Below are 12,231 nucleotides of genomic sequence, written 5' to 3'. Positions count from 1 at the left end.
GAGGTCCGGAGGTCACGTGCGCGGGGACCCGCCAGCCGGGTTCCGGCGGGCGGGTCCCGGACAGCCGGTCAGGCCGCGGCCCTCCCGCGCGGCAGGTTCACCAGCACGAGTCCGCCGACGGCGACGAGCAGGAGCGTGAAGTGCACCTGTTGGGCGGGGCCGAAGGTGATCCAGTAGCCGAACCACAGGCCGCCGACCAGGAACATCAGCGCCAGTCTGGCGAGGGCGCTCAGCGCCAGGTTGCCGAGCAGGGTGGCTCGGGTGCCGTCGCCTCGGCCGAAGGCCAGGCGCAGGTGTGCGACGGTGGCCCACCACAGCAGTACCGAGGCCACCGCCTGGTAGGCGATCACCCCGTACAGGCTGTTGCTGATGCCGTAGCTGTTGCCGCATGGTGCTGTCTCCGTTCCGTGGTTGTCGTACCGCTGTCCGGGCCGGCCTGGGCTGGCATGGACTGGCTTGATGTGGTCTGGGGTCGGTGCGCGGCGCCGTTCCGGTACCGGTCAGGCACCTCTCCGGGGGAGGAGGAGCGCGGCCAGGGCCAGCGCGCCTCCCCCCGCCAGGGCGGTCGCCGCCCCCAGAGCGACCGCGGTGAACCCCAGAGCCGAAAGGACGGTGGCGAGCTGGGGTCCGAGTCCCGCGCCAATGAACAGCGCGAAGGTGTAGAGGGCGGTGGCCGAGCCGCGGGCGGCCCCGGCGCGCACGCCGATGGCCTGGACGAGGGCGGGTGCGGCCACGGCCACGCAGCCGGTGAAGGCGAGCAGGCTCACGCCCAGGGCGAGCGGGCCGAGGTCCGCGACCAGTCCGGTCGCGGCCGCCGTCACGGCGGCGCCGAACAGGGCCACGGGCACCCTGGTTCCGGGCGCGTAGCGGGCGAGCCGGGAACCGAGGAGGGGGACGGCGAGCATGGCCGGAAGGGCGCCGGCACGCAGGGCCAGCATCGCCTGGGGGTCTCCGGCGAGCCAGTCGGGGCCGGAGACTTCCAGGCCGCCGTAGACCCCGACGAAGCCGAACAGGAGGGTGGCGGTGGCGCCGTAGAGCAAGAGGAGCCGACGGTCGCGCAGCAGGCCGAACATGCCGGCGAGGGCCCCGTCCACCGCGGCCTTCGAGCTCGGGTCGGGGGCGAGCACAAGACGCAGGGCCAGGGCGGCCACGGCCAGGGAGAGCGCGGAGGCCGCGAACACGCCCTGCCAGCCGATGCTCTGTTCGAGACTCTGGGCGGCGAGCTGTCCGATGACGGCCGCGGCGAGGAAGGAGCTGGTGAGCCAGGTGATGGCGGTGACGCGGCGTTCGGGTGCGACCCGGGTGGCGACGTAGCTGAACGCCGCCGGGGCGAAGGAGGCGGCGGCGAACCCCTGGAGGGCGCGCAGTGCCAGCCCCACGGCCGTGTCGGGGGCCAGGGCGACGGCTCCGGTCAGGAGCGCTGTCGCCAGTCCGCCGACGACGATCACCCGGCGGGGCCCGAAGCGGTCGGCCGCGGGTCCGGAGACGAGGAAGCCCGTGGCGTAGGCGACGGCGAAGGCGGTCACCGTCCAGGCGACGGTGGCCTGCTCCTCCCCCCAGCTCTGGGCCATGGGTGCCAGGAGCGGGAGGACGGCGTAGAGCTGGCCGACGACCAGGACTCCGGTCAGGGAGAGAGCGGTGACGGGGAACGGGCGGGGCCCCGGGCCCTGTTCCCGGTTCACCCCGGTGGTGTGCTGTGTCGTGGACATGAACGCAATGGTTGACAACCAACCAGTTGGTTGTCAATTGCCCGAAGAGCCGCGACAGGACCACTTCCGGCCACCGTGAGGCGCGACACACACCCCGCGTTCAGGGCTTCGTGCACCCCAAGTAACCAACCAGTTGGTTAACGCTTATCATTGTGTCATGAGTAACACTTCCCGAACCGAGAACACCCGAGCCCTCCTCCTCGGTGCGGCACGGCGGGAGTTCGCCGCTCACGGCATCGCCGGTGCGAGGGTGGACCGCATCGCCGAGAGCGCCGGCGTCAACAAGCAGCGGATCTACGCGCACTTCGGCGACAAGGAACAACTGTTCCGGCACGTGGTCGGCGAAGCGGTCGGCGAGCTGTCACAGGCGGTGACTCTCACCGACGACAGCGATCCGGCCGCCTACGTCGGCCGGATCTTCGACTACCACCGGTCCCACCCGGACCTGCTGCGCCTGCTGCTGTGGGAGGCCCTGCACTACGGCGACTCCCCGGTGCCGGAGGAGGAGGGGCGCGCCGCCCTGTACGACGCCAAGGTCGCCTCGCTCTCCGGGGCGGTGGGCGGCACCGATTCCGACACCCGTGTGCGCCACCTGCTGCTCACCATGATCGGACTGGCAGCCTGGCCCCAGATCACCCCGCAGCTGACCCGGCTCGTCCTGGGCCGGGACCCCTCCGACGAGGAGACCCAGGACCAACTGCGCGCATACCTGATGGACTTCGCAGGGAACGCGATCCCGACGCCCTCCTCCCTCTCCTGAGCGGTTCGGGCGGGGTCAGGGCCCGTGCCGAAGGACGGACTCCGGGCCTCAGCCCGCGTCGGCGACCGCCGCCGGGGCGGGCGGCTGGTCGCCCGTGCCCTCAACCGCCGCGACCCACGCGTCGTGCAGCCACATCTGGGTGGACCGGCGCTGGGCGGCGGAGTCCCAGGTGACGTCGCGCTCGAAGGCCACGATCCGGGCCCCGACACCCACGATCACCCAGGCGTAGCGCCCGTCGTCGTGCCGCGTCTTGACCTTGATCCCGGGGATCACCGCCTCCTGCCCATCGGCGTCCACCACGACCTCGTCGTGCCGGTCCACCCACTGCTCGGTCAGGCCCTCCAGGTACTCCGAGTCCTGCTGAGCCAGCCAGGTGTAGGCGGCCTCCCTGGCCTGCTCGTGGCTGGGCAGGTCCTCGGGGTCGCCCGCGGCCTCGGCCTCCAGGCGGGTGAGCCCCACGAGCCGGTCGTCCTCGCCCAGCACGACGCTCAGGTGGCTCCCACCGAGCACCCGCTCACCGTCGGCCTGGTAGCGCCGTACGGTGACCTCCTCGCCGTCCTGGAGCACGGTGCTCTCATCGGCTTCGGCCCAGCCCTCCGGGATCTCCACCCCGGTGCCCCGCAGAGCGGGGTCGCCCCCGGCCGCGTCCTCGGCGCCGGACTCGTCCCTGGTCTGGGTCGTCGGGCTCACGGGCCCCTCCTCGCTCGCGTTCGTCACGTAGTCGGCGGGCTCCGCTCCCCCGCGCGTGCCGGCGTAGGCCCAAAGGGACGTGCAGAGCACGACCGCCATAGACGCGGCGGCACCGAGCACCACCGAGCGGCGCCGGCCTCGTCCGGTCGCCCCGCCTGTTCCCCGTGCCATGTCCTCACCTCTTCCCTGTCTCCCTGTCGGGTCTTTCGTTCTCGGGCCGAACGTCCACATGAAACCAACCAACTAGTTGGATGTCAATGCTCGGAGTGACCCCCCGAACACCGAGGGCCGGGCCTCCCCCACGGGAAGGCCCGGCCCTCACACCCGTCGTGCCTGCTCAGTGACCGGGCAGTGTCACCACGGATTCGGTCCGAGCACTCCGCAGGGCCGCCTCGATGACCTCCAGACCGTGGATGACCTCGTGCGGGTCCACCGGCAGCGGCTCGCCCTCGCCGACCGCGTCACGCACCCCGGCGTAGAACTCGGGATAGGCCCCGCGACTGCTGGGCACCGGCTGGGTCCGGCCGTCGGACCCGAGCAGTCCCCACTCCCCCTCCGGGACCACGCCCCAGTCCGCGGCGCCCCCATCCACGGTGTTCGGGCGCTCGCCCGCCACCAGCCGGGCCTCCTGGCCGTCCAGGCCCTGGCTGGTGAAGGCCGCCTCGTTGCCCAGGACCCGGAAACGCGGCCCGTTCTGCGCGCTGAGCGCGCTCATCCACAGGTGGGAGCGCGTACCCCGGACGTGTTTCAGGGACAGGAAGACGTCGTCGTCGGCCCGCACGCCCTCGCGCCGGGCGTCGACCTCGGCGTAGACCGAGGCGACCGGGCCGAACAGGTTGACCGCCTGGTCGATCAGGTGCGACCCGAGGTCGTACAGGATCCCCGCGCCCACCTCCGCGCCGCCGGTCTCCCGCCAGGTCCCCTTGGGTTCGGGGCGCCACCGCTCGAAGCGCGACTCGAAACGGTGCACCCGCCCGAGCGCGCCCTCCTCGATCAACCCCCACAGGGTGAGGAAGTCGGCGTCCCAGCGGCGGTTCTGGTACACGGTGAGCACGTGTCCGAGCTCGGCCGCCAGGTCGGTGAGCTCCCGGGCCTGCCCCGCGGTGAGCGCGAAGGGCTTGTCCACGACCACCGCGAATCCGGCTTCCAGGGCGGCGCGGGCCAGCGGCGCGTGGGTGTCGTTGGGGGTGCTGACGACCGCGATCTCGTAGCGCCCGGCGTCGGCCCACAGCTCGGCGGCCGTGTCGTAGACGCTGATCCCGGGGTAGCGCTCCCGCGCGGCGCGCTGACGCTCGGGGGAACCGGTGACCACGGCCGACAGCCGCAGTCCGGGGACCGCGTCGATGAGGGGCGCGTGGAAGACCTCACCGCCCTTGCCGTAGCCGATCAGGGCGACGTGCAGCTCGGGTCCGTCATGTTCGGGGATGCCCTGACCAGGGCTGGTGGGTGCGGGAGCCATGCCCTCCAATGTACGGCTCCGCTCACCGGATCGTTACGCAAGAATTTGCGCAAACTATGGACAATGAGCCCGAAACAGACTTTCATCGAAACGCGCATGACCTGTATCACACCCGCAGCACCGGCGGGTGTGCGTGCCGAAGGAGTGAACCCCCATGCCGAGTTCGGTCAACCGCCGTGTCATGGCCGCAGCAGCGGCCACCGGAGGCCTGGTCCTCCTGGTCTCCGGTTGTTCCTACCTGAGCGGGGGCGACGGCGGCACCGCCGACACCTCCGACATCGACTGCTCCCCCTACGAACAGTGGGAGGACACCGGCGGCACCGTCTCCATCTACGCGTCCATCCGTGATGAGGAGGGCGACCGTCTGGAGGAGTCCTGGGCGGACTTCGCCGCCTGCACCGGCATCACCGTCCAGTACGAGGGCAGCGGCGAGTTCGAGGCCCAGCTGCCGGTCCGCCTCGACGGCGGAAACGCCCCCGACCTCGCCTTCATCCCCCAGCCCGGCCTGCTGGAGCGCGCGGCCGAGGACGGCCACGCCGTCCCGGTCGCGGACGGGGTGCGGAGCAACGTCGAGTCCGGTTGGTCCGAGGACTGGCAGGGCTACGCCACCGTCGACGGCGACCTGTACGGCTCCCCGCTCGGCGCCAACATGAAGTCGATGGTCTGGTACTCCCCCACCTTCTTCAACGAGAACGGCCACGAGGTCCCCGAGACCTGGGACGAGATGGTCGAGCTCAGCGACACCATCGCCGCCGAGGGCACCAAGCCCTGGTGTGTGGGCTTCGAGTCCGGCGACGCCACCGGCTGGCCCGGCACCGACTGGATCGAGAACGCCCTCCTGCGCACGTCGGGCACGGACGTCTACCACGACTGGATCGCCCACGACATCCCGTTCGACGCCCCCGAGGTCGAGGAGGCCTTCGACCTGGCAGACGGGATCATCCGCAACGAGGACTACGTCAACGGCACCTTCGGCGGGGTCGACAGCATCGCCGTCACCTCCTTCCAGGAGGCCGGGATGCCCCTGCTGGACGGCGGCTGCGCCCTGTACCTGATGGGCTCCTTCTACGGCGCCCAGTTCGAGGACGACGTGGAGATCGGCGAGGACGCCGACATCTACGGCTTCGTCCTTCCCCCGCTGGAGGCCGACGCCGAGGTCCCGATCATGGGCGGCGGCGAGTTCGTGGTCGCCTTCGACGACCGCGACGAGGTCGTGGCCGTGCACGAGTACCTCTCCTCGGGCGAGTACGCCAACCAGCGCGCCTCCCTGGGTTCCTGGGTCTCCGCCCACCAGGACCTCGACCGGTCCGCGCTGGCCGACCCCACCGACCAGTTCACCGCCGAGGTCCTCAACGACCCGGACACCGTCTTCCACTTCGACGGCAGCGACGCCATGCCCTCCTCGGTGGGCACCAACGTCTTCTGGGGCGGCATGGTCGACTGGGTGACCGGCGCCGACACCGCCACGGTCCTGGAGAGCGTGGAGTCCGCCTGGCCGTAAGCCCGCCCCGACTGAACCTTCATCGGGACCGGCCCCGGCGGCCGGTCCCGTCCACACCAGGGGTCTTCCATGGAGTTCTCCTTCCTGAACGAGCTGCCCAAGCTCGTGTGGATGCTCATCGGGATCGTCGCCTTCCTCGGCGTCATCGGCCTGATGCTCGTCCTGCTCGACGCGCCACGCAGCAAGCGGGACCGCTGGCAGGCGGTCTTCTTCCTCGGACCGGCCGTGCTCCTGCTGCTCGGCGGGCTCGTCTACCCGGTCATCCGCACCACCGTGCTGTCCTTCTACGACCGCAGCGGCGACACGTTCGTCGGGCTGGCCAACTACCTGTGGATGTTCCAGCGCCCGGAGATCCTCCAGGTCCTGCTGAACACCCTGCTGTGGGTGCTGTTCGCGCCGGTCCTGGCCACCGCGGTAGGGCTGCTCTACGCCGTGCTCATCGACCGGTCCCGCTTCGAGTCCCTGGCCAAGTCCCTGGTGTTCATGCCGATGGCGATCTCGTTCGTCGGCGCGAGCATCATCTGGCGGTTCGTGTACGCCTACCGGCCCGCCGACCAGGAGCAGTACGGGCTGCTCAACCAGATCGTGGTGTGGTTCGGCGGTGAGCCCCGGCTGTGGCTGCTGAACCAGCCCCTCAACACGTTCCTGCTGATCCTGGTGCTGATCTGGGTGCAGGCCGGGTTCGCGATGGTGGTCATGTCCGCCGCCATCAAGGCCATCCCCACCGAGACCGTGGAGGCCGCGCGGATCGACGGCGCCGGGCCCTGGCAGCTGTTCAGCCGGATCACCCTGCCGTCGGTCTGGCCCACCCTGCTGGTCGTGCTCATCACCATCTCGGTGCAGACGCTCAAGGTCTTCGACATCGTCCGAACCATGACCGGCGGCAACTACGGCACCAGTGTGATCGCCAACGAGATGTACAGCCAGGCGTTCTCCCAGGGCCAGGTGGGTCAGGGGTCGGCCCTGGCCGTCTTCCTGTTCGTCCTGGTCATCCCGTTGGTCGCCCTCCAGATCCGGCGCAATCGCAAGGCCAGGGAGTTGGCATGAGCAAGACCGGACCCCGCCCCGAGGCCGAGGCCGCCGAACCCGGTACCGCCGCCGAACCCGCCCCCGAGCGTTCCGCCCCCGCCGACCGGGGCGCCGCCGCCCGGGTTCGCAGGCGGCTCACCAGCGGGACCGCCAGCCTGGTCGCGCTGGTCATCGCCGTGGTGTGGACCCTGCCCACCGCCGGGCTGTTCATCTCCTCCTTCCGGCCCTCCGAGCAGATCCGCACCACCGGCTGGTGGACGTTCTTCGGCTCCCCCGAGGTGACCCTGGACAACTACCGGGACGTGCTCTTCGGCAGCGCCAACGACGGACGCCTGGCCAGCCACTTCGTGAACTCGTTCGTGATCACCCTGCCCTCGACGGTGTTCGTCCTGGGTATCGCGGCGCTGGCCGCCTACGCGCTGGCCTGGATCGACTTCCGCGGCCGCGACTGGGTGTTCCTGGGCATCTTCGCGCTCCAGATCGTCCCGCTCCAGATGTCCCTGGTGCCGCTGCTGCGGTTCTTCTCCCAAGGGGTGTCGATCGGCGAGGTGCAGCTGCTGCCCGCGTGGGAGCTCACCGGGGCCATGGCGTTCACCAACGTGTGGGTCGCGCACACCATCTTCGGGCTGCCGCTGGGCATCTTCCTGATGCACAACTTCATCTCTCAGCTGCCGAAGTCGCTCTTCGAGGCCGCGCGCGTGGACGGCGCCGGGCACGGCACGATCTTCCGCAAGGTGGCACTGCCGCTGATCGCGCCCGCGCTGGTGTCCCTGGGCATCTTCCAGTTCCTGTGGGTCTGGAACGACCTGCTGGTGGCGCTGATCTTCGCCGGGGGCGACACCGCCACCGCGCCGCTCACCGTCCGGTTGGCGGAACTGGCGGGGACCCGGGGCGAGGCCTGGCACCGGCTCACCGCGGGCGCGTTCGTGTCGATCATCGTCCCGCTGCTCGTGTTCTTCCTGCTCCAGCGCTACTTCGTCCGCGGGCTGCTGGCGGGCAGCGTCAAGGGATGACCGGCCGGGGCTACCGACCCGGACCGCCGCCCGGGATTCAGGAGGAACGGAAGGCTGTCCGCGCCGCCTCCATGGCGGTGGTCCGGTAGGCGGCGCCGAACAGGCACACGTGCACGAGCAGCGGGTGCAGCTGGTGCAGGGCCACCCGGCCCCGCCAGCCCGACGAGAGCGGGGCGACCTCGTTGTAGGCGTCACGGACCCGGTCCAGGTAGGGCAGGCCGAACAGCGCGAGCATCGCCAGGTCCGCCTCGCGGTGGCCGCCGTGGGCGGCGGGGTCGATGAGCACCGCGTCGCGTTCGCGCCAGAGCACGTTGCCGTTCCACAGGTCTCCGTGGACGCGGGCGGGCGCTTCGGGCTCCCCGGCCAGCTCCTCGACCGAGTCGACCACCTTCTCGACCGCCCGCGCGTCGGAGGGGGTCAGCGCCCCCTGGTCCAGGGCCCGGCGCAGGTAGGGGCGCAGGCGCTGCTCGGCGTAGAAGCGCGGCCAGTGCCGAGCCGGGGTGTTGTCCAGCGGGAGCGGACCGATGTAGCCGGGCCAGTCCGCGCCGAAGCTGTCCGCCCCGGTCAGGTGGGTCCCGGCGAGCTGGCGGCCGAGGCGTTCAGCGGCGGCGGGGGTGGGCTCGTGCTGCTCCACCAGCGGCAGGACCAGCAGGCGTTCGTCCCAGCCCAGGGGTTGGATCGCCGGGGAGCCGAAGGACCGCCCGAGCCATTCCAGACCGCGTGCCTCGGCGACCAGCACCCCCGTGGGCGCGCTGCCGCGGGAGAGCGACTTGACGAACAGCCGGGTGCCGTCGGCGAGTTCGGCGTAGGACAGGATCCAGTCATGGCTGCTCCCGGCCCGGGCGGCCCGCCGGACCTCCAGGTCGAGCAGCGCGGAGACACGGTCGGCGAGGGTGCCGGTCAGCGGGTCCCGGCCCCGGCGCCCCGACCCGCTCCCCGTGCCTGAGGACCCGAAGGGTCGCACGATCGGATCCCTGCCCACTCAGCCACGCAGCCGGGTGGTGAGTTCCCCGGTCAGGCCCTTGGCGGCGGCCTCCACCATGTTCAGGACGGCGGTGAACCCGTCGTCTCCCCCGTAGTAGGGGTCGGGCACCTCCGGGTTGGGACCGCTCGCGGGCGCGAAGGAGCGGAACAGCCGCAGTCGGGAGACGTCGAAGCCGAACTCGGCCCCGCGTTCGTCGACGACGCGGCGGAGTTCGTCGAGGTTGTCCAGGTCCATGGCCAGGATCAGGTCCCGGGTGGCCAGGTCCTCGGGGGCGAACTGACGGGCGGTGTGGGTGGTCAGGTAACCGTGCACACGCAGTGTCGAGGAGGCACGGGGGTCCATGTCCCCACCCACGTGCCAGTCGCCCGTACCTGAGCTGTCGACCTCGACGAGGTCGCTCATTCCGGCACGTTCGAGGTCTGCGGTGAGCACCTTCTCCGCCATGGGGGAGCGGCAGATGTTTCCCAGGCACACCACACTGACGCGGTAGGGACCAGCGGGGTCACGCGGTTCCGGCAGGCTCATGTTCCTTACCGTAACGAAAAACCATCCCACCTACCGGATCCGGCTCGGTGAGTGCGGTTCCCGTCCCCGATCCGTGACTTGCGAACCGTGACCCGTACCGGCTCCGCCCCAGGTCAGCCCTGGGAAGGTCAGCTCTTGGGCAGCCGGACCACGGTCACGAAGAAGTCGTCGATCTGCCGAACGACCCGGATGAACTGCTCGAAGTCCACCGGCTTGGGCACGTAGGCGTTGGCGTGCAGGCGGTAGCTGCGCAGCACGTCCTCCTCCGCCTCCGAGGTGGTGAGCACCACGACGGGGATGTGCGCCAGGTCGTCGTCGCTCTTGACCTCCTCCAGCACCTCCCGGCCGTCCTTACGCGGCAGGTTGAGGTCCAGGAGGATCAGGTGGGGGCGGGGGGCGTCGGCGAACTCGCCTTCGCGACGCAGGAAGCGGAGCGCCTCGACGCCGTCCGAGACCACATGCAGGCGGTTGCCCAGCTTGTGTTCCTCGAACGCCTCCTTGGTCATCAGGACGTCACCGGGATCGTCCTCGACCAGCAGCACCTCAATGGGATGCACCAACATGACCTCGCTCAAGCTTCCAGACCCCTATACGGGCCCCGCCCCGTGTCCTCGCGGACCGGGTGGAACCGTATCGCCGGCTCCACCGGGCAGGGGACGCGGCTCCCCGCCGGGTTCGCTACCCGTGGGGGACTCGGTCTCCGGCTCGGTCTCGCCGGGCTCTCGTGTGGCCGTCGGCGCCTGCTCCGCGGGGGCGGATTCGGCGGCCTCGGTGCCCTCGACGCCGTTATCGGTGTCGTCGGTCGATTCGGTTCCCTCCACGGCAGCCGTTTCTTCCATCTCCGCGTCGGTGTCGACGGGCAAGGTCCAGCATATGCGGGTTCCGGTCCGCCCGGAGTCCGTGTCGTCGGTGGTTTCGGACCCTTCGGCTTCCTCCAGGCCCGTGTCCAGCCACATGCGACCGCCGTGGAACTCGACGATCTTCTTGCACATGGCCAGGCCGATACCGGTCCCGGTGTACTTCTCCCGGGTGTGCAGGCGCTGGAAGATGACGAAGATCCGCTCCGCGTACTGCGGTTCGATCCCGATGCCGTTGTCCGCGCAGCAGAACACCCACTCCTCGTCCTGGCGCTCGACGCTGATGTGGACCGCGGGCGCGTCCTCGCCGCGGAACTTGACCGCGTTGCCCACGAGGTTGAAGAAGACCTGGGTGAGCAGGGTGCGATCGCCCTGGACCGTGGGCAGGCGAGCGCCGGTGATCTCGGCGCCCGCCTCCTCCAGCCGCGTCTCCAGGCTGCTCAGGGAGTCGTCCAGGGCCACGTTGAGGTCGACCGGCGCGAAGTTCTTGGTGCGTCCGACCCGGGAGAAGGCCAGCAGGTCGTTGATGAGGGTCTGCATGCGTTTGGCGCCCTCGACCGCGAAGTCGATGTAGGAGTCCGCGCGCTCGTCCAGTTGGCCGTGGTAGCGGCGCTGGAGCAGCTGGCAGAAGCTGGCCACCTTGCGCAGCGGCTCCTGGAGGTCGTGCGAGGCGACGTAGGCGAACTGCTCCAGTTCCAGGTTGGACCGGCGCAGCTCCTCGGTCTGGTGCTCCAGCAGGGTGGACTGCTCCTGGAGCTTGCGCCGTGCGGAGGCGACCTCGTCCAGGTCCTGCACGATGCGCTCGCGCATGGCGTCCACGTCCTGGCCCAGCTGGACGATCTCGGGCGGTCCGTGCAGGGAGATGCGGTGGGCGTAGTAGCCCTCGGAGACCTGGCGCATGTGCCCGGCCAGGTCCTCCAGCGGGCGCAGCACCCACTGCTGGAGCATCACCCACAGGAAGACGGACAGGAACACCACGACCAGGCCGACCAGCACCAGCAGGGCCACGACCTGCTGGGTGGCCAGGGTCAGGCCGCTCTGGGCCTCCTGGATCTCGCTGGTGAGGTGGTTGGTGGTGGCGTCGGCGGCCCGGTTGAGCTCCAGGAACAGCACACGGCCGCGCTGGAGCTCCTCCTGGGTGGGGGACTCGCCGGTGCGGACCTGCTCCAGGACGGGTTCGGCGAAATCCTCGCTCCAGACGTCACCGGCCTCGATGAGCTCGTTGACCTTGGGCGCGACCTCCTCGTTCTCCTCCGCCAGCGTGGTCAGGGCACTGCGGTACTCGGCGAGCGCCATGCGCTGCTCGACGAAGGGCTGGAGGAAGTCGCGGTCGCTGGTGAGGATGTAGCCGCGCAGGGCGTGGTCCTGGCTGAGGTAGGCCGAGCGGGTCTGCTCGACGGTGCTCAGCCCCGGCGTCAGTGAGTCGACCTGCAGCACCAGGGAGTCCCTGGCTTGGAAAGCCGCGATGGTGATCACCGAGACGGCCACCACCAGGACGACGGCGACCACCGTCAGCAGGCTGGTGACCCGGCGGCGCAGGCTCCAGGAGTGTCGGGCGGAGTGGATCCGCCCGAGGGGGGAGGCGTGCACGAAGTGGCCTCCCCCGACGGACGGCCGGGAGCCCTCCCCCTGTTCCGGGTCCGGCCCCCCGTCCGGTTCGGAGGCGGCTGCGGACTCGGTGTTCATGCTGTGGTGTTCCTCCC

General features: G+C 70.6%; 12 protein-coding genes. 4 read left to right on the top strand and 8 right to left on the bottom strand.

The features are described from left to right. Window positions 1–68: 68 nt before the first annotated feature. On the bottom strand, window positions 69–350 hold the full coding sequence (locus HNR07_RS33175) for a DUF2165 family protein (RefSeq protein ID WP_184370725.1): 282 nt from the start codon (window positions 348–350) through the stop codon (window positions 69–71). Between the two features lie 150 nt (window positions 351–500). Next, window positions 501–1,709, bottom strand: a complete 1,209-nt coding sequence (locus HNR07_RS33170) for an MFS transporter (protein ID WP_184370722.1) — start codon at window positions 1,707–1,709, stop codon at window positions 501–503. Between the two features lie 157 nt (window positions 1,710–1,866). On the opposite strand from HNR07_RS33170, the gene HNR07_RS33165 reads away from it, so the two are divergent. Further along, window positions 1,867–2,469, top strand: coding sequence for a TetR/AcrR family transcriptional regulator (locus HNR07_RS33165; RefSeq protein ID WP_184370719.1), 603 nt, complete (start codon window positions 1,867–1,869; stop codon window positions 2,467–2,469). Window positions 2,470–2,517: 48 nt separating this feature from the next. Here HNR07_RS33165 and HNR07_RS33160 read toward each other — a convergent pair whose 3' ends face one another. After that, a complete protein-coding gene (locus HNR07_RS33160) occupies window positions 2,518–3,159 on the bottom strand; it encodes a hypothetical protein (RefSeq protein WP_312894043.1) in 642 nt (213 codons plus the stop codon). Between the two features lie 337 nt (window positions 3,160–3,496). Continuing rightward, window positions 3,497–4,618: a Gfo/Idh/MocA family oxidoreductase gene (locus tag HNR07_RS33155; protein ID WP_184370717.1), complete on the bottom strand. Its 1,122-nt coding sequence runs from the start codon at window positions 4,616–4,618 to the stop codon at window positions 3,497–3,499. A 154-nt stretch (window positions 4,619–4,772) separates the two neighbouring features. Here HNR07_RS33155 and HNR07_RS33150 point away from each other — a divergent pair, with 154 nt between their 5' ends. From HNR07_RS33150 to HNR07_RS33140, 3 genes are all read left to right on the top strand, one after another. Beyond that, the gene (locus tag HNR07_RS33150; protein WP_184370714.1) at window positions 4,773–6,119 is read left to right on the top strand and encodes an ABC transporter substrate-binding protein; all 1,347 of its coding nucleotides are present in this window, start codon (window positions 4,773–4,775) and stop codon (window positions 6,117–6,119) included. A gap of 69 nt (window positions 6,120–6,188) precedes the next feature. Next, the gene (locus tag HNR07_RS33145) at window positions 6,189–7,166 is read left to right on the top strand and encodes a carbohydrate ABC transporter permease (protein ID WP_184370711.1); all 978 of its coding nucleotides are present in this window, start codon (window positions 6,189–6,191) and stop codon (window positions 7,164–7,166) included. Next, complete coding sequence (locus HNR07_RS33140) at window positions 7,163–8,161, top strand: carbohydrate ABC transporter permease (protein ID WP_184370708.1); 999 nt, start codon at window positions 7,163–7,165, stop codon at window positions 8,159–8,161. Before HNR07_RS33145 ends, HNR07_RS33140 begins: the two co-directional genes overlap by 4 nt. Before the next feature lie 37 nt (window positions 8,162–8,198). On the opposite strand, the gene HNR07_RS33135 is transcribed toward HNR07_RS33140, so the two are convergent. The 4 genes from HNR07_RS33135 to HNR07_RS33120 form a co-directional block, all read right to left on the bottom strand. Then, window positions 8,199–9,143: a fructosamine kinase family protein gene (locus tag HNR07_RS33135; protein ID WP_184370705.1), complete on the bottom strand. Its 945-nt coding sequence runs from the start codon at window positions 9,141–9,143 to the stop codon at window positions 8,199–8,201. After that, window positions 9,144–9,671, bottom strand: coding sequence for a low molecular weight protein-tyrosine-phosphatase (locus HNR07_RS33130; RefSeq protein ID WP_184370702.1), 528 nt, complete (start codon window positions 9,669–9,671; stop codon window positions 9,144–9,146). A gap of 128 nt (window positions 9,672–9,799) precedes the next feature. After that, window positions 9,800–10,234 (bottom strand): response regulator, encoded by a 435-nt coding sequence (locus HNR07_RS33125; RefSeq protein ID WP_026117172.1) that lies wholly within the window; start codon window positions 10,232–10,234, stop codon window positions 9,800–9,802. Between the two features lie 24 nt (window positions 10,235–10,258). Continuing rightward, the gene (locus tag HNR07_RS33120) at window positions 10,259–12,214 is read right to left on the bottom strand and encodes a sensor histidine kinase (RefSeq protein ID WP_221319005.1); all 1,956 of its coding nucleotides are present in this window, start codon (window positions 12,212–12,214) and stop codon (window positions 10,259–10,261) included. Window positions 12,215–12,231 lie beyond the last annotated feature (17 nt).

The organism is Nocardiopsis metallicus, assembly GCF_014201115.1.
Lineage (GTDB): Bacteria > Actinomycetota > Actinomycetes > Streptosporangiales > Streptosporangiaceae > Nocardiopsis > Nocardiopsis metallicus.
Note: the sequence above shows the minus strand (reverse complement) of the source record. Positions and strands in the feature narration are given on the sequence as shown.